Source organism: Stenotrophomonas maltophilia (assembly GCF_047782825.1).
Classification (GTDB): domain Bacteria; phylum Pseudomonadota; class Gammaproteobacteria; order Xanthomonadales; family Xanthomonadaceae; genus Stenotrophomonas.
Genome location: NZ_CP180589.1, coordinates 1595720 through 1613121, shown reverse-complemented (window position 1 = coordinate 1613121; position 17402 = coordinate 1595720). Strand labels below are relative to the sequence as shown.

17 protein-coding genes are annotated in these 17402 nt (G+C 67.8%); 7 read left to right on the top strand and 10 right to left on the bottom strand.

The genetic code is table 11. The features are described from left to right. Positions 1–96 precede the first annotated feature (96 nt). From ACM2ZB_RS07525 to ACM2ZB_RS07510, 4 genes are all read left to right on the top strand, one after another. Positions 97–1233, top strand: a complete 1137-nt coding sequence (locus ACM2ZB_RS07525; protein ID WP_416058014.1) for an ABC transporter ATP-binding protein — start codon at positions 97–99, stop codon at positions 1231–1233. Then, the gene (locus ACM2ZB_RS07520; protein WP_416058013.1) at positions 1230–2162 is read left to right on the top strand and encodes an ABC transporter permease subunit; all 933 of its coding nucleotides are present in this window, start codon (positions 1230–1232) and stop codon (positions 2160–2162) included. The genes ACM2ZB_RS07525 and ACM2ZB_RS07520 overlap by 4 nt, the downstream gene beginning before the upstream one ends. Beyond that, on the top strand, positions 2159–3001 hold the full coding sequence (locus ACM2ZB_RS07515; RefSeq protein ID WP_313438598.1) for an ABC transporter permease subunit: 843 nt from the start codon (positions 2159–2161) through the stop codon (positions 2999–3001). Before ACM2ZB_RS07520 ends, ACM2ZB_RS07515 begins: the two co-directional genes overlap by 4 nt. A gap of 87 nt (positions 3002–3088) precedes the next feature. After that, positions 3089–4453: an NAD-dependent succinate-semialdehyde dehydrogenase gene (locus ACM2ZB_RS07510; protein WP_416058012.1), complete on the top strand. Its 1365-nt coding sequence runs from the start codon at positions 3089–3091 to the stop codon at positions 4451–4453. A gap of 159 nt (positions 4454–4612) precedes the next feature. Here ACM2ZB_RS07510 and ACM2ZB_RS07505 read toward each other — a convergent pair whose 3' ends face one another. From ACM2ZB_RS07505 to ACM2ZB_RS07465, 9 genes are all read right to left on the bottom strand, one after another. Further along, positions 4613–5635 (bottom strand): magnesium and cobalt transport protein CorA, encoded by a 1023-nt coding sequence (locus ACM2ZB_RS07505; RefSeq protein WP_416058011.1) that lies wholly within the window; start codon positions 5633–5635, stop codon positions 4613–4615. 6 nt (positions 5636–5641) lie between these two features. Next, positions 5642–6874 (bottom strand): DUF4105 domain-containing protein, encoded by a 1233-nt coding sequence (locus ACM2ZB_RS07500; RefSeq protein ID WP_416058524.1) that lies wholly within the window; start codon positions 6872–6874, stop codon positions 5642–5644. A 23-nt stretch (positions 6875–6897) separates the two neighbouring features. Further along, on the bottom strand, positions 6898–7779 hold the full coding sequence (locus ACM2ZB_RS07495; RefSeq protein ID WP_416058010.1) for an HlyC/CorC family transporter: 882 nt from the start codon (positions 7777–7779) through the stop codon (positions 6898–6900). A gap of 64 nt (positions 7780–7843) precedes the next feature. Then, positions 7844–8419, bottom strand: a complete 576-nt coding sequence (locus ACM2ZB_RS07490) for a hypothetical protein (RefSeq protein WP_313438584.1) — start codon at positions 8417–8419, stop codon at positions 7844–7846. Between the two features lie 42 nt (positions 8420–8461). Then, on the bottom strand, positions 8462–9073 hold the full coding sequence (locus ACM2ZB_RS07485; protein ID WP_416058009.1) for a hypothetical protein: 612 nt from the start codon (positions 9071–9073) through the stop codon (positions 8462–8464). 20 nt (positions 9074–9093) lie between these two features. Beyond that, positions 9094–9678 (bottom strand): hypothetical protein, encoded by a 585-nt coding sequence (locus ACM2ZB_RS07480; protein ID WP_416058008.1) that lies wholly within the window; start codon positions 9676–9678, stop codon positions 9094–9096. A 71-nt stretch (positions 9679–9749) separates the two neighbouring features. After that, positions 9750–10235: an rRNA maturation RNase YbeY gene (gene ybeY, locus ACM2ZB_RS07475; protein ID WP_416058007.1), complete on the bottom strand. Its 486-nt coding sequence runs from the start codon at positions 10233–10235 to the stop codon at positions 9750–9752. Between the two features lie 52 nt (positions 10236–10287). After that, positions 10288–11166 carry a hypothetical protein gene (locus ACM2ZB_RS07470; RefSeq protein WP_416058006.1) on the bottom strand — a complete coding sequence of 293 codons (879 nt, stop codon included), beginning with the start codon at positions 11164–11166 and terminating at the stop codon, positions 10288–10290. Positions 11167–11211: 45 nt separating this feature from the next. Then, positions 11212–12195 (bottom strand): PhoH family protein, encoded by a 984-nt coding sequence (locus ACM2ZB_RS07465; RefSeq protein WP_313438566.1) that lies wholly within the window; start codon positions 12193–12195, stop codon positions 11212–11214. A gap of 365 nt (positions 12196–12560) precedes the next feature. Between ACM2ZB_RS07465 and ACM2ZB_RS07460 the strand changes: the two genes are divergently transcribed. The 3 genes from ACM2ZB_RS07460 to ACM2ZB_RS07450 are packed head-to-tail and all read left to right on the top strand — an operon-like array spanning position 12561 to position 15570. Further along, entirely contained in the window at positions 12561–13517 is a 957-nt protein-coding gene (locus ACM2ZB_RS07460; protein ID WP_416058005.1) for an HlyD family secretion protein, read from the top strand. Positions 13518–13537: 20 nt separating this feature from the next. Then, entirely contained in the window at positions 13538–14461 is a 924-nt protein-coding gene (locus tag ACM2ZB_RS07455) for an ATP-binding cassette domain-containing protein (protein ID WP_416058004.1), read from the top strand. Continuing rightward, positions 14458–15570 (top strand): ABC transporter permease, encoded by a 1113-nt coding sequence (locus tag ACM2ZB_RS07450; RefSeq protein ID WP_416058003.1) that lies wholly within the window; start codon positions 14458–14460, stop codon positions 15568–15570. Before ACM2ZB_RS07455 ends, ACM2ZB_RS07450 begins: the two co-directional genes overlap by 4 nt. Before the next feature lie 40 nt (positions 15571–15610). On the opposite strand, the gene miaB is transcribed toward ACM2ZB_RS07450, so the two are convergent. Then, positions 15611–17029 carry a tRNA (N6-isopentenyl adenosine(37)-C2)-methylthiotransferase MiaB gene (miaB, locus tag ACM2ZB_RS07445; RefSeq protein ID WP_416058002.1) on the bottom strand — a complete coding sequence of 473 codons (1419 nt, stop codon included), beginning with the start codon at positions 17027–17029 and terminating at the stop codon, positions 15611–15613. Between the last annotated feature and the right edge of the window lie 373 nt (positions 17030–17402).

Here is a 17402-nt window from a genome sequence, read left to right as displayed (position 1 = left end):
CGGTCTGGTAGGTGCCGACCGCTGGTCGCCACGCATTTCCAGCCCCCCGGCCGGTAGAATGGCCACCGCTGTCCACCGCCCGCTCCCGGAGCCCCCATGCCCGTTGAAGCCCAGCCGGAAGCCGCCGTCGTCGATGCGAACGGTGCGCCCGGCTATCTCTCCATTCGTGACCTGCGCAAGGAATTCGATGGCTTCGTCGCCGTCGACGACGTCAACCTGGACGTGCGCAAGGGCGAGATATTCGCCCTGCTGGGCGGCTCGGGCAGCGGCAAATCGACCCTGCTGCGCTGCCTGGGCGGCTTCGAGACGCCCACCAAGGGCAGCATCACCCTCGATGGCCAGCGCCTGGACGCGCTGCCGCCGTACCAGCGGCCGGTCAACATGATGTTCCAGTCCTACGCCCTGTTCCCGCACATGACGGTCGAGCAGAACATCGCCTTCGGCCTGAAGCAGGACGGCCTGGCCAAGGACGTGATCGGCAAGCGCGTGGGCGAGATGCTCGACCTGGTGCAGATGGCCCACCTGGGCAAGCGCAAGCCGCACCAGCTCTCCGGCGGCCAGCAGCAGCGCGTGGCGCTGGCGCGGTCGCTGGCCAAGGGGCCCAAGCTGCTGCTGCTGGACGAACCGATGGGCGCGCTGGACAAGAAGCTGCGCTCGCAGATGCAGCTGGAACTGGTCAGCATCATCGAATCGTCGGGCGTGACCTGCGTGATGGTCACCCACGACCAGGAAGAGGCCATGACCATGGCCACCCGCATCGCGGTGATGGACGCCGGCTGGATCCAGCAGGTCGGCAAGCCCGACGAGGTCTACGAGCAGCCGGCCAACCGTTTCGTGGCCGGCTTCATCGGCTCGGTCAACCTGTTCGATGGGGTGATCGACGAGGACCTGCCCGAGTACGTGACCGTGCGTTCGCCGCTGTTCCCGGCGCCGGTCTACATCGCCCACGGCATCACCTGCTACGAAGGGCAGCCGGTCGCGTTCGCGCTGCGTCCGGAAAAGGTGATGATCGGCAAGCACGAACCGGAAGGGCATACCAACAAGGCACAGGGCGTGATCGAGGACATCGCCTATTTCGGCAGCCATTCGGTCTACCACGTGCGCCTGCCCAGCGGCGCCAAGGTGCTGGCCAACTTCGCCAATTCGCAGCGCTGGGCCAGCGATGGCCTGACCTGGGGCGATGAAGTGTGGGTGCACTGGCGCGACAACGACGGCGTGGTGCTGACCTCATGAGCGCGGCAGGCCTGAAGCGCTGGCTGCCGGGCACGCGTGCCACGGTCATCGGCATTCCCTACCTGTGGCTGCTGCTGTTCTTCGCGGTGCCGTTCCTGATCGTGCTGATGATCAGCTTCTCGCACAGCCGGGTCGGCTCCCCGCCGTATACCTGGCTGCTGCAGTACGTGGACGGTGCCTTCTCGCTGAAGCTGAACCTGGAAAACTACCTGGCGCTGTTCCGCGATTCGATCTACGCCCAGGCGTTCCTGAGCTCGATCAGGATCGCGGCGATCTCGACGTTCCTCACCCTGCTGATCGGCTACCCGATGGCCTACGCCATCGCCCGCCTGTCGCCCGCCGCGCGCAATGTGGCGATGATGCTGGTGGTGCTGCCGTCGTGGACCTCGTTCCTGATCCGCGTGTATGCCTGGAAAGCGATCCTGGACCGCAACGGCCTGCTGGACCAGTTCCTGCAGTTCACCGGCCTGCAGTCGCTGATGACCAGCATGGGCCTGCCCAAGCTGCAGCTGATAGACACGCCCACCGCGGCCTACATCGGCATCGTCTACTGCTATCTGCCCTTCATGGTGCTGCCGCTGTACGCCAACCTGGTCAAGCATGACCACCGCCTGCTGGAAGCGGCCTACGACCTCGGTGCCAAGCCGTGGCAGGCCTTCCTGCGCATTACCCTGCCGTTGTCCAAGGCCGGCATCATCGCCGGCTGCATGCTGGTGATGATCCCGGCGGTGGGCGAATTCGTGATTCCGGAAATGCTGGGTGGCTCGGAAACGCTGATGGTCGGCCGCCAGCTGTGGAATGAGTTCTTCAACAACCGCAACTGGCCGGGTGCTTCGGCCATGGCGGTGGCGATGATCCTGTTGCTGCTGGTGCCCATCCTGCTGTTCAACCGTTCCCAGCAGCGCCTGCTGGAAGGGAAGCAGGCATGAGCCCGCGTACCGCAAAGGGCCTGGGCCTGGGCGTGCTGCTGGTCGGCTTCGCCTTCCTGTACCTGCCGATCCTGCTGTTGATGTTCTACTCGTTCAACAGCTCGCGGCTGGCGATGGTCTGGGCCGGGTTCTCCACCCGCGCCTACAGCGACCTGTTCGCCGACCGCGCGCTGATGGAGGCGATGTGGACCAGCCTGGTGGTGGCGTTCTGGACCGCCTGCACCGCCACCGTGCTCGGCACGCTGGCGGCGATGGTGATGACCCGCTTCCGGCGCTTCCGCGGCAAGCAGGTATTCGGCGCGCTGGTTACTGCACCGCTGGTGATGCCCGATGTGATCCTCGGCTTCTCGCTGATGGCCCTGCTGGCCTCGATGGGCGCCATTCCCGGCTTCCCGGCGCGCGGCCTGACCACCATCTGGATCGCCCACGTCACCTTCACCCTGTGCTTCGTCACCGTGGTGGTGTCTTCGCGCCTGCAGGAAATGGACCTGTCGCTGGAAGAAGCGGCGATGGACCTGGGCGCCAGCCGCCTGACCGTGTTCGGCCGCATCACCCTGCCGATCATCGCCCCGGCCCTGGTGGCTGGCTGGTTGCTGGCCTTCACCCTGTCGCTGGATGACGTGGTGGTGGCCAGCTTCGTCGCCACGCCGGGCTCGACCACGCTGCCGATGAAGGTGTTCGCCTCGGTGCGCATGGGCATCAGCCCGAAGATCAACGCGCTGGCCACCCTGCTGGTGTCTGCCGTGTCGATCGCTGCGGTGATCGGCTGGTACATCAACGCCCGTGCCGAGAAGCGGCGCCAACGCGACCTGCAGCTGGCCCGCCAGGACAACGGCTGAGGCGGCGTCACGCACCGGCCTGCCTGCGGCAACATCGGGCTCACGGCGGCCGGCGCACAATGGGGATCTGCCTGATGGAGATCCCCCATGACCGTCGAAACCGTGAACCCGACCACTGGCCTGGTGGCCTACCGCCACGAATTGATGGGCGCGGCCGATATCGAGCAGCGCCTGCAGGCCGCCGCCGACGCCTTCCCGCAGTGGGCCGAGCGTTCGCTGCAGGATCGCGGTGCCGTGCTCAAGCAGATCGCTGCGCAGTTGCGCGCACGCCGCGATGACCTGCAGCAGGCGATGACCACCGAGATGGGCAAGCTGAAGGCCGAGGCGCTGGCCGAGGTCGACAAGTGCGCAGTGGCCTGCGAGTACTACGCCGAACACGCCGCCGACTATCTCAAGCCACAGCTGATCGACACCGAGGCCCAGCGCAGCTACGTGCGCTACGAGCCGATCGGCTGCGTGTTCGCGGTGATGCCGTGGAATTTCCCCATCTGGCAGGTATTCCGCTTTCTCGCCCCGGCCTTCATGGCGGGCAACGTGGCCCTGCTCAAGCACGCCAGCAACGTACCGCAGTGTGCTGACCTGATCCTGGCGGTCTGCCGTGACGCGGGCCTTCCGGAAGGCGTGTTCGACGTGCTGCACATCGACAACGACCAGGCCGCCGAAGTGCTGCGCGACGCGCGGGTGAAGGCGGTGACGCTGACCGGCAGCGAGCGGGCAGGGCGTTCTATCGCCTCCAATGCCGGCAGCCAGCTGAAGAAATCGGTGATGGAGCTGGGCGGCAGCGACGCCTTCGTGGTGCTCGATGATGCCGACCTGGACAAGACCGTGGCTGCGGCGGTGAAATCGCGCTTCGACAACAGCGGCCAGACCTGCATCGCGGCCAAGCGCTTCATCGTGGTCGAGGCCGTGGCCGAGGAGTTCACCCGGCGCTTTGTCGAAGCCGCCGGCCAGCGCCAGTACGGTGATCCGAATGAGCGGGCCACCACCCTGGCGCCGATGGCCCGTGCCGACCTGCGCGATGAGCTGCACAAGCAGGTGCAGGCCAGCGTGGCCCAGGGCGCGCGCGTGCGGGTGGGCGGCGAACCGATTGCCGGCACCCACGCCGGTTACCCGGCCACCGTGCTCGACCAGGTGGGGCCGGGCATGCCGGCTTACGACGAAGAACTGTTCGGGCCGGTGGCCGCGGTGATCCGGGTCAAGGACGAAGCCGAGGCCCTGCGCGTGGCCAACGACACCCGCTTCGGCCTGGGCGGCAGCGTGTGGACCGGCGACCCGGTGCGCGGCGAGCGCTTCGCCCAGCGAATGGAATGCGGCGCGGCGTTCGTCAACGCCATCGTAAAGAGCGATGCGCGGCTGCCGTTTGGTGGCAGCAAGCAGTCGGGTTTCGGCCGTGAGCTGGCCGATCACGGCATTCATGAGTTCATGAACATCAAGACCGTCTACGTGGCCTGATGCACCCGCTTCTGTAGAGCCGAGCCCATGCTCGGCTGCTCTGCGCCGTTGTAGAGCCGAGCCCATGCTCGACTGCTCTGCGCCATTGTAGAGTCGAGCCATGCTCGACTGCTCTGGCAGTACAGCAGTCGAGGATGGCTCGACTCTACAGAAAACGCGCTACAACCACTTCGCGCGCTTGAACAACCGGTACAGCCCTACGCACACCGCGGCCACGCCGACGATCATCAACGGGTAGGACCACGGCTGGTTGAGCTCGGGCATGTGGCTGAAATTCATGCCATACCAGCTGGTGATCAGGGTCGGCGCGGCCAGCAGCGCCGCCCACGCACCCAGCCGTTTCACCGTCTCGCCCTGCGCCAGCGTCACCAGCGACAGGTTCACGCTCAGCGCCGTGCCCAGCATCTCGCGCAGGGTGTCGATTACATCGCTGATGCGCGCGGCATGGTCGTGCACGTCGCGCACGTACAGCTTCACCTCGTCGGGGATCAGGTCGCCCTGGTAGCGGCGCAGCTGCGCCAGCACGTCCTGCAGCGGTGCCACCGCCATGCGCATCTTGTTCAGTTCGCGCTTGAGCTCGTACAGGCGCGTCACCGTGCTGCGCTTGTAGGTCTCGGCGAAGATGTCCTTCTCCAGCAGGTCCAGCGTGTCGCGGAAGCGGGTGGTGATCGGCAGGTAGTTGTCCACCACGAAATCGGCCACCGCGTACAGGCAGTACGACGCGCCCATCTTCAGCAGCTGCGGCTCGCGTTCCACCCGCGCGCGTACCGGCGCGTAGGACAACGATGCGCCATGGCGCACGGTCACCAGGAAGCGCGGGCCGAGGAAAGCGTGGGTTTCGCCGTACTGGATGCGCTCGTCGACCATCTGCGCGGTGGTCATCACCACGAACAGCGAATTGCCGTAGGCCTCGGCCTTCGGCCGCTGGTGCGCGTTGCGCGCATCCTCGATGGCCAGGTCGTGCAGGCAGAACTCGTCCTGCAGTTTCAGCAGCACGTCATCGTTGGGGTCGAACAGGCCGACCCAGACAAAACCATTGCCACTGGCGATCACATCGCTGATGGCATCCAGGCTGATGTCGTGGCGCTTGCCCTGGTCATCGTAATGGACGCAGTTGATGACGCAGGCGGGGTTGTGGGAAGCGGGTGCGGAAGCAGAGGCGGGCAATGACATGCCCGCCATCCTGCGTCAGCGGGGTGTTTCGGACAAGTGAGGACGGCGCCCCAGCACCCAGGCCAGGGCGACGTGGGCCGGCAGCAGCAGCACGATCCACTGCACGTTGTACTGTGCCTGCAGGCTGAGCCAGTGCAGCACCAGTGCCGCCACCGACTGCACGGCCAGCACCCACAGCACGATGCGGAACAGGCGCCCCGGCACGCGCCGGCGCAGCAGGGCGATGGCGCCCGGCAGCAGCAGCACCGCCAGCGGCGAGAGCAGCAGCAGGTTGCGGTTGGCCCAGGCGGCGTAGTGGATGCTGAAGCCCCACAGGAACACCAGCACGCCGCCCAGCAGGGCGCACAGCAGCCACAGCGGCAGGGCCAGGCCGGCCAGCAGGCGCGGGCGGTTGCGCAGCGCCAGCACGCCGGCGGCGATCACCAGGCCGCACAGCAGCCACGGCCACCAGCGCCGGGCGAATTCCTTCGGTTCGGCCGCGATGCGATGCGGCAGCAGTTCCTGCTCGCTCTGCACCAGCGGGCGGCCATCGCTGTTGCGCACCTGGCGCAGCGCATCGGCCAGGCGCATCGGCACGAAGGCTTCCTGCCAGCGCGACAGCGGCTGGTCGGCGAACGGCCCCAGGCCGACGTCGAAGCCCAGCCACATCCACGGTGCCGGCGAGGCCAGGCGCACCGATTCGCTGCGGTAGGTATTGCCGCGCGAGCGCCCGGACAGCTGCGCATGCAGGCCGCCATCCAGTGCCTGGTCGAGGGTGTCGCGCACCATCGTGGCGCAGTTGGCGGTGTAGTAGTCGTAGTGGTAGCGCGCGTTTTCCGGCTTGGCCCGTTCGGCCAGGCCGGCGGCCAGGGCACGGGCCTGGTCCGGGCGCAGGTCCAGCCACTGCACGCTGGCGCCGCGGCCGGTCTCGTCGTAGTACGACAGATCCTGCTGCAGCGGCAGTGCCACCAGGTAATACATCATGTCGCCGCGTGCGAAGCGGCTGATGAAATCATCTTCGGATGGATCGAAGTAGCCGAAGTTGTAGGAGATCGCTTCGCCGCTTACCGGATCGAGCACGACGATGGCGTCGTGGCCGAAGCGCTCGAAGAACACCGTGCCCGGCTGCATGGTCACCACGCCGATGCGCGGGGCAGGCGCCTGCGTGCTGTCGGTGGTGGATGCAGGCGCCGCCGCCGGCTGCGCGAACGCGGCCAGCGGCAGGGCCGAGGACAGCACGCACAGCGCCAGCCACACGGTCAGGCGCATTGCCAGACGCAGGCCCGAGCGCTTCAAGCGTCGTCCTGCGCGTCCGGCGGCAGCACCGTCACATGGAAGGCCTGCACCCGGCGCGCATCGGCGCGGGCGACGCGGAACATGAAACGGTCCAGTGCCAGTTCGTCGCCCACTTCCGGCAGATGGCCGACCGCTTCGGTCACCAGGCCGCCGATGGTGTCGTAGTCCTCGTCGGAGAAAGTGGCACCGAAGCGCTCGTTGAAGTCGCCGATGGCGGTCAGCGCATCGACCACGTAGCGGCCGTCGGCCTGGATCGCGATCTGCGCCGATTGATCCTCGGCCTCGTCGTGCTCGTCGTCGATGTCGCCGACGATCTGCTCCAGCACGTCCTCGATGGTGACCAGGCCGGCGACACCGCCGTACTCGTCCACCACGATGGCCATGTGGTTGCGCGACAGGCGGAATTCCTTCAACAGCACGTTGAGCTTCTTCGCCTCCGGGATCAGCACCGCCGGGCGCAGCAGCTCGCGCACGTTGGCCGGCCCGTTGTCGGCGACCACGCCGCGCAGCAGGTCCTTGGCCAGCAGGATGCCAAGGATGTCGTCCTTGTTCTCGCCGTGCACCGGGAAGCGTGAGTGGCCCGATTCGACGACCTGTTTCATCAGGTCCAGGAAGGGCGCCTCGACCGGCAGCGAGACCATCTGCGAGCGTGAGATCATCACGTCGCCCACGGTCAGCTCGGCCACCGAAATGGCGCCTTCCATCATCTTCAGGGTATCGGCGGCGATCAGACCCTCTTCCTGCGCGGTGTGCAGCAGGGCGACCAGCTCGTCGCGGGTGTGGGGTTCGCCGGAGAAGGCGGAGGTCAGGCGTTCAAGCCAGCCGCGCTTCTTTTCGCTGGGCTCCTGCGGGGAGCTACTACTGTCGTCTTCAGACATCTCTGGAAAAAGGGCACCCGGCAAGCCGGGCGTTGGCCCAAGTCTAGCAGGATGTGAGGGCCTGTCAGTGACTGTCTGGCGTCGGGGCCGGGGCTTCCCCCTCGGCCGGCAGGTCCAGGCTGTAGGTGCAGCCGGCCAGGGTCTTGCCCGGGTGGGTGGCCACGGTGGACACGCTGAGGATGATCGACTCGATCTGGGCCTCGCCGGTACCGGGGTCGGTCACATCGCGGCTGACGAGCTCACGCCCGGCCATGAACTTGCCGTCCTGGTCGTAGCCGGTCTCCAGCGCCAGCCGCTTGGCCAGCGGGCGAGGGTCGGCCTGGTCCAGCACGGCCATCACGCTGGCGCCGGCAATGGCAATCCGTTCGGTTGGCTGGCCGAACACGGTGATCGGCGTGGCCAGGCGGTACTCGCTCATGAACGGGTTGCCCTGCGGCAGCGGCTGCAGGCCCTGGGCCACGGCCTTCAGCGGATCGGCCAGCAGCGGCGCCAGCGCGGCGTGTTCGGCTACGCCCTGGCGGCATTCGATCAGGGCCGGCAGGTCCAGCGGAGCGGCCCCGGCGGTGGAGGCAAGCAGCAGGGGCAGGGCAGTACGCAGCAGCACAGGCAGAGGGTCCGCAGTGGAAAGACGCCGGACCATGGTAACGGCGGTCGCGGCATCCGGCGAACGGGGCGGCTTGGTTCAGGGCGGGAACTGCCGCGAATCCTGGGACAACCACTGGATCCTGACCGGGAACCCAAGCTTCAGCTGCAGGTGCTCGATCGCGGCGGCCGCGGTTGCGCGGTGGGCCGGTGTGTCCTTCAGGGTCAGGTTCATCTCGCCGGTGCGCACGTCCAGGCCGAAGCCGAACATGTCCGGGAACAGCTCGATCAGCCCGCTTCGCTGGGTGGCCAGCCGGCGCCGCATCTCCGCTTCGGTCAGCGGCGCTCCGGTGTGGTAATGGACATGCTGTGGCCCCAGCGGCCCGGGATACTGCTCGTCGGCCTGCGGGGTGGTGCCGGTCAGCCGCACGATGATGTGCCAGCCCGGGTCGTTGTCGACCCATACCCCGGCCAGGCGCGCGCCATGGCGCGCCCGCAGGCGTTCGATCAGATCGCCCTGCTGGGCGGTCGCCACAGCTTCCCGCAGCAGGGCTTCATCGCCGCCGAAGAACGCCTTCAGCTCGGCCACCTTGGCCGCGACGTCCGCGGCCGAATCGCTGGCCGGCACCGGCGATGGGCGTTCCAGGTCCGGGTCGTAGACCACGGTGGCCTGCAGCAGGGTGGCGAGCAGCAGGCCGGGCAGCGGGGGCATCAGCGATTCTCGCGGCAGGCTCAGCCCTGCGAGGTGCGGCGCAACAGGGTCCGCATGCGCTCCAGCGAACGGCGGGCCACGGCGCGCAGCGCCATCACCGGCAGGGTCAGCATCGCCGAGAGCAGTGCCATGTGCACCAATTGCAGCACCGCACGGAATGCAAGCTGCAGGGGGCCCGACTCCAGCAGCCAGTCCGGCACATCAGCGACCGAACGGGGGATGACGCTCACGTACACCACGGCAAGTACGAACAGCGCCCACAGCTGCGCACGGCTTGCATGGAAGAACGGCAGGCTGCTGCTGGCGCGGCCCAGGCGCTTCTGCAGGACCACGCGCCAGCATACCGGCGCGGAGAACGCGCCGATCAGGACCAGCACCATCGAAGTCATCCACAGGGTGCCGTTGGTGCTCACCGGCCCAGGGCCCTCCAGCAGGTGCGGGCCGACTACGCCTACCGCCAAGGCGGCCAGCAGGCTGGACGGCGACACCACGGCCAGCGTGCGCAGCAGCCAATGCCGGCCATCAGGGTGGCGGGCGCTGAGGCGGTGCAGCAGGTTGGCGGCCACGACCAGCAGCAGGGCGAAGATCGCCGTTTTGGCCAGCATTGGCCCCATGTCACCCATCATCATCCGTGTCTCCGGGGAGGTTGCAGCTGCAGGATAGCGCCGTACGCGGCTCAGCGCTCGCCGGCGTAGGGATCTTCGATACCGAGCTCAGCCAGGATCTCGCGCTCGAGCTGTTCCATCGCCTCGGCTTCCTTGTCGTCCTCGTGGTCCCAGCCCAGCAGGTGCAGCACGCCATGCACGGTCAGGTGCGCGTAGTGGGCGTTCAAGGCCTTGCCCTGCTCATCGGCCTCGCGGGCCACCACCGGCGCGCAGATCACCAGGTCGCCCAGCAGCGGGAATTTCACCCCCTTGGGCAGGCCTTCGGGCACCTCGGCCGGGAAGCTGAGCACGTTGGTCGCGTAATCCTTGCCACGGTAGTGGCGGTTCAGCGACTGCCCTTCCTTGGCATCGACCACACGGATGGCCAGGTCGGCCTCGCGGATGCGGCCCTTCAGGGCCACGGCCACCCATTTGCGGAAGCTCACCGCCGCCGGCAGCCCGGCACGGGGCAGGGCATAGCTGATGGCGACATCGAGGCGGACGGGGCCCTTGGTCATGACAATTCCGGCATTCAGATCTGAGAGGCGACAGTATCGCGCGTGTGGCGGCTTACCGCGACGTCCAGTCGCCCGCGTCGTAGTCGATCCGCACCACTTCGGTACCCTCCGCCGGGGCCTTGGCGGCCTCGCGGCAGTTGTAGCGCATCTGTACGGCAAGCTGCTGGCTGGCCGCCGCCGCCATCTTTTCCGGATCCTGGTCTTCGGCGATGTCGATGTTGAAGTTGGCGCAGGCCCCCACGCTGGCGACGTCGATGGCGGGCACCAGCGCGCGCGCGGCGGCGTCGGCCAGGATCTGGAAGTCGGCCTCGTCCATCAGCGCTTCCGCGCCGGACACGCGTACCTTGAAGTAGTACAGCTGCTTGTAGAACAGATAGCCGTTGGAACGTACCGGCAGCTCGCCCGGCTTGCGGTTGTTGGAGGTCAGGTCCATCCGCAGCTGCAGCTTCCGCCCGGCCAGGGTGTTGCCGTCCACGCGCGCGGCCATCGCGGCGAGTACGGCGTCGTCGCGATCGCTGCTGGCATGGCCATCGGTCTGCGGCACCGTGAACGTGCTGCGGCCGCGCTCCTGCAGGCCGGCATAGACCCCGGCCCTGACCGCTGCCTGCAGGTCGCTGCGGAAGTCGGCCAGCCCGCGCTCAAGCGCCGCGTCGTTGTCCATCCGGCCCGCCGGGTAGACGTAGACGCTGGCAATCAATCCCTCGTGGTCCGGATGGGCGTATGAGAATCCTGCCCCGGCCCGCTTGTTGCCCGGGTCGTAGCTGCGATTGACCAGCCGCCACGGGCCGATCTGGCGCGGCGCGGCGATGTCGCTGGATTCAATGAACTGCCGCGCTGGCGCTGGCGTGGCTGCCGGCGCAGGGGGGGGGGCTCGGCTGCCGATGCGGCCGGTGGCAGCGCCGCCAGTGCCGCCGCGATGATCAGGGAGCAACGAAACATGGCACCTCCTGTGCGGGATCGCGACGGCAGTGTACGGCTATTCGGCGCCCGGCTTGAGCTGGTGCAGGTCGCGGCGGTCGTAGGCATTGACGATGCGTGCCACAAGCGGGTGGCGCACCACGTCGCGCGCTTCGAAGAAGGTGAACGTCACGCCTTCCACATCGCGCAGCACGTCGATGGCATCGCGCAGGCCCGACTTCACGTGCTTGGGCAGGTCGGTCTGGGTCAGGTCGCCGGTGACCACCGCGGTGGAGCCGTAACCCAGGCGGGTCAGGAACATCTTCATCTGTTCGATGGTGGTGTTCTGCGCTTCGTCCAGGATCACGAACGCATCGTTGAGGGTGCGCCCGCGCATGTAGGCCAGCGGCGCGATCTCGATGACGTTCTTTTCCAGCAGCTTGACCACTTTTTCCACGCCCATCATTTCGTACAGGGCGTCGTACAGCGGCCGCAGGTAGGGGTCGACCTTCTGGCTCAGATCGCCGGGCAGGAAGCCCAGCTTCTCGCCGGCTTCCACCGCCGGGCGCACCAGGATCAACCGCTGCACGCGCGATTCGTTCAATGCCTCCACCGCACTGGCCACGGCCAGGAAGGTCTTGCCGGTGCCGGCCGGACCAATGCCGAAGTTGATGTCGTGGGTCGCGATCTGGTGCAGGTAGCGGCCCTGGTTGGCACCGCGGCCGCGCACCGTACCGCGCTTGACCTTGATCGCCACGTCCTGTGCTTCATAGGACCGTTCGGCGACCTGCTCGACATTGGCCTGGGTCAGGCGCAGGTGGATGGCGTGGTTGTCGAAGGTGGTCTCGCCGGCTTCGGCATACAGCGCTTCGATCAGCTTCTGTGCCTCGACGATGGCTTCGTTCGGGCCGCTGATGCGGAACACGAAGCCGCGGTTGGCGATTTCCACGCCGAGTTTCAGCTCGATCTGGCGCAGGTGGCCGTCGAACGGGCCGGACAGGTTGGCCAGCCGCTCGTTGTCTTCGGGCGACAGGGTGAAGTCTCGATGCTCGATGCTTTTCATTGCGTGGGGTGGGGCGGGGTCGCCGTCCACCGCGATGGACTCAGGGATGACAAGGGTAGCGCGCGGACGGGCGGGGCGACAGTTCTCCACACCGGGTGTGGATCGGCGCCGAAGAAAGCTGTGGACAAGTACGTGCGGGGCCTGCGCGGCAAGGGATGTGAAGCGGCGGTGAAATTTCCACCACATCGCGGCCGGTTTTCCACATGCGGTGTGGACCGGATCGCGATGAACCTGTGGATAGGCATCGCGGAGCGTTGTGGCAGTGGCCCTGCGCCGGCATGGTGAAAAAACCGCCAGCGCTGATCCGGATCATTGCGGGGCCACCGGGCGCATGGCACCGTGGCGCCAACGCAGGAGGTGCACGCATGGGCATCGGCAGCTGGGCACGCGGGGCAGGAATGGCCGGCATCGGTCTGCTGGCAGGCTGTGGCCAGGCGCCACCGGCAGCGCTGGGCACGCTGGAATGGGACCGGATCACCGTGCCGGCTCCGGCGGCCGAAGTGATCGCCGTGGTCGACGTGCGCGAAGGCCAGCCGGTGAAGGCCGGCACGCGGCTGATGCAGCTGGATCCCGCGCGTGGCGATGCGCAGCTGGCGGCGGCGCAGGCGGACAGCGCCCGCGCCCAAGCGCAACTGGAAGAACTGGAGATCGGCCCGCGCCAGGAGCAGATCGCGCAGGCGCAGGCGCAGCTGGCGGCGTTGCGCGCCCAGGCCGCAGAGGCCAGTGCGTACTACCGCCGGGTGCAGCCGCTGGCCCGCCAGCGCCTGGTCCCGGCAGCCGACCTGGACCGCGCGCGTGCCGCAGCAGGCAATGCTGAGGCCAGCGTACGGGCGGCCGAACAGGCCTGGCTGGAGCTGGTGCACGGCAGCCGCGCGCAGGACATCGCCCAAGGCCAGGCCGCCGCTGGAGCGGCACAGGCGCTGCAGGCCGTGCAGGCGGTGAACGTGGACAAGCTGCAGCTGCGTGCACCACGCGATGGCGTGGTCGATGCCCTGCCGTACCGGCAGGGTGACCAGGCGCCCATCGGCGCGCCGCTGGTCGTGCTGCTGGTGGGCCCGCGCCCGTATGCACGGGTTTATCTGCCGCAGCCGCTGCGCCTGCAGGTGAAGGTCGGCCAGGCCGCGCAGGTCCAGCTGGAGGGCGACAGCCGGGTGCTGAAGGGTCATGTGCGTTCGATCCGCAGCGAGCCTTCCTTCACCCCTTACTACGCGCTGACCGGTGACGACGTTGCGCGCCTGAGCTACCTGGCCGAGATCGAAGTGGACGAGGCGGCCGACATGCAGGCGCTGCCGGCCGGGCTGCCGGTGCGGGTGCGCTTCTGAACACCGATGGCGACATTGCGGTGCATGCGCGCGGCCTGAGCCGCCGCTTCGGCGATCTGCTGGCCGTGGACAACGTCGACCTGACCGTGCCGCGCGGGCAGGTCTATGGGTTCCTCGGGCCGAACGGCTCCGGCAAGTCCACCACCATCCGCATGCTATGCGGCCTGCTGGAGCCCAGTGCGGGGCAGATCGAAGTGCTGGGCCTGGCGGTGCCGGCACAGGCCGAAGCGCTGCGCCGGCACATCGGTTACATGACCCAGCGTTTTTCCTTGTATGAAGACCTGTCGGTGCGCGAGAACCTGGAGTTCCTCGCCGCCATCCAGGACCTGCCGCGCGCGCAGGCGCGGCCGCGGGTGGAATCGCTGCTGCAGCAGTACCGGCTGCAGGACCGGCAGGCACAGCTGGCCGGCACGCTCAGCGGTGGCCAGAAGCAACGGCTGGCCTTGGCTGGCGCGGTAGTGCACGGCCCGGAGCTGCTGTTCCTGGATGAGCCCACCAGTGCCGTCGATCCCGAATCGCGCCGTGATTTCTGGGAAGCGCTGTTCGAGCTGGCCGATGCCGGCACCACCGTGCTGGTATCCACCCACTACATGGATGAGGCCGAGCGCTGCCATCGGCTGGCAATCCTGGACCGTGGCGCGCTGGTGGCCGATGGCACGCCGGCCGAACTCTGCGGCCGGCTGCAGGGCCGCACCCTGCAGGTCGACGCCGCGCAGCCGCGCCAGGCCAGCCGCGCGCTGGCCGGGTTGCCGGGCGTGCTGAGCGTGGCGCAGATCGGCACCCAGCTGCGCGTGTTGTGCGACGAAGGCGCCAGCGACCACGGCACCCTGGCCCACGCGCTGGCCGAAGCGGATCCGCAGGCACGCATCGCGCCGGTGGCGCCCAACCTGGAAGACGTGTTCGTGGCCGCCACCCGCGGCCGTGGCCGGGAGCCGGCGGCATGAACCTGCGCCGGCTGTGGGCGATCATGCTCAAGGAACTGCGGCAGCTGCGCCGCGACCGCATCACCCTGGCCATGATCGTCGGTATTCCGGTGATGCAGCTGCTGCTGTTCGGCTACGCGATCAACCTCAACCTGCGCCATCTCGATGCGGGCATTGCCGACCAGGCCAACAGCGCCGCCTCGCGCGCGCTGGTACAGGACATGGTCGCCACCGGCGTGATCGCGCCGCGCGCGCAGGCCTATACGCCGGACCAGCTGATGCAGGCGCTGCGCCGGGGCGAAATCAGTGTGGGCGTGGTGTTGCCGGCGGACTTCGAACGGCGGCGCTTCGAAGGACGCGAGGCGGTGCAGGTGCTGGTCGACGGCAGCGATACCGTGGTGCAGAGCGCGGCGATCCAGCTGGCACAGGTGCCGCTGGATACGGGCCCCACCCGCAATACCCGGCCGCTGCGCGAGGGCAGCATCGCCGGCGGGCAGGTCAGCGTGGTCAGTTTCTACAATCCGCAGCGGCGTTCGGCCGTCAACATCGTGCCCGGCCTGATCGGGGTGATCCTGACCATGACCCTGGTGATGTTCACCGCCGTGGCGGTGGTGCGCGAACGCGAGCGCGGCAACATGGAACTGCTGATCGCCACACCGGTGTCGCGCAGCGAACTGATGGTCGGCAAGGTGCTGCCCTATGCGGCCATCGGCCTGCTGCAGACCACGCTGGTGCTGATGCTGGGCACCTGGATGTTCCAGGTGCCGATCCGCGGCAGCCTGCTGGATGTATACCTGGCCGCAGTGCTGCTGGTGCTGGCCAACCTGGCGCTGGGTCTGCTGATCTCCACGCGCGCGCGTTCGCAGTTCCAAGCCATGCAGATGACGCTGTTCCTGTTCCTGCCGTCGATCCTGCTGTCAGGCTTCATGTTCCCGTTCGCGGGCATGCCGCGGCTGGTGCAGTGGCTGGCCGAGGTACTGCCGCTGACCCACTTCCTGCGCCTCGTGCGCGGCATCATGCTGCGCGGTGCCTCGCTGTGGGAACTGTGGCCCGATGCGCTGGCACTGCTGGCCTTCATCGTGGTGATGATGACCCTGGCCATCCTGCGCTTCCGCAAGCGCCTGGATTGACGCCTGCGTTCCGGTCGTGCCGGCCGCCGGCCGGCACAGCTTACGCGGAGACCACCCGTGCGCGCAGCGAATTGGTCAGCGCCTCGGTGATCACCACGTCCACGAACTGGCCGATCAGGCGTGCGGGTGCCGGGAAGTTCACCGAGCGCATGTTCTCGGTCTTGCCGGTCAGTTCGTTCGGGTTCTTGCGCGACGGCCCGTCCACCAGCACGGTCTGCACGGTGCCGACCATCTTTTCGGAAATGCTGGCGGCGTGCGCGTTGATGCGCTCCTGCAGGCGCGACAGGCGAGCGTGCTTTTCCGCATCGCTGATCGTGTCTTCCAGGTCGGCCGCCGGGGTACCTGGGCGGCGCGAATAGATGAAGGAGAAACTTTGGTCGAAACCGATGTCCTCGATCAGCTTCATGGTCTTCTCGAAATCGGCGTCGGTCTCGCCGGGGAAGCCGACGATGAAGTCCGAACTGATCGAGATGTCCGGGCGCACCGCGCGCAGCTTGCGGATCTTCGATTTGAATTCCAGCGCGGTGTAGCCGCGCTTCATCGCCGACAGCACGCGGTCGCTGCCCGCCTGCACCGGCAGGTGCAGGAAGTTGGCCAGCTGCGGCACGTCGCGGAACGCGTCGATGAGCGAGTCGCTGAACTCCAGCGGGTGCGAGGTGGTGAAGCGGATGCGGCCGACGCCGTCGATCTCGGCGATGGTGCGGATCAACAGGCCCAGGTCGGCGAACTCGCCGTCGCCGTAGGGGCCCCGGTAGGCGTTGACGTTCTGGCCGAGCAGGTTGATCTCACGCACGCCCTGCGCGGCCAACTGCGCCACTTCCACCACCACGTCCTCGAACGGGCGGCTGACTTCGGTGCCGCGGGTGTAGGGCACCACGCAGAACGAGCAGTACTTGGAGCAGCCCTCCATGATCGACACGAAGGCCGAGGCGCCATCGGCGCGCGGTTCCGGCAGGCGGTCGAACTTCTCGATCTCCGGAAAGCTGATGTCCACCTGCGGGCGCTTCTGCTCGCGGCGGGCGCGGATCAGTTCCGGCAGGCGGTGCAGGGTCTGCGGGCCGAACACCAGGTCCACGAAGGGCGCTCGCTTGATGATCGCTTCGCCTTCCTGCGACGCGACGCAGCCGCCCACGCCGATGATGACCTCGCGCCCCTTGTTCTTCAGGCCCTTCCACACGCCCAGCTGACTGAACACCTTTTCCTGCGCCTTTTCGCGGATCGAGCAGGTGTTGACCAGGATGACGTCGGCGTCGTCCGGGCTGTCGGTCAGTTCCAGGCCATCGCTGGCGGCAAGCACGTCGGCCATCTTGGCCGAGTCGTACTCGTTCATCTGGCAACCGTGGGTCTTGATGTACAGCTTGCCCTTGACCTGGTCGGGCTTGCGCGGACCAGCGGGCAGGGCAACGAGCGGGGTACCGCCCGGTGCGGCGGGCGGAAAGACGTCTGGCGTCCCGGTCATGGCGCTTAATCCATTCGGGTGGCGGGAAAGCCGGCAATTCTACCCGTATCCCGCACCGCCCGCCGGAATGCCGGATGCGCCGCGACCCACGTTCCACGCCGCCCGCCGTCCCAGTAGAGCCAGGCCATGCCTGGCTGCATTCAGTCCCGCAGGCGGGGCGGGCGGGGCATCCACGCATGGCGTGGATCTACCGCACCCCGGGCGCGCCGTCCCAGTAGAGCCAGGCCATGCTTGGCTGCATTCCATCCTGCAGGCGCGGGGGGCGGGGCATCCACGCATGGCGTGGATCTACCGCACCCCGGGCGCGCCGTCCCAGTAGAGCCAGGCCATGCCTGGCTGCATTCCATCCCGCAGGCGCGGGGGGCGGGGCATC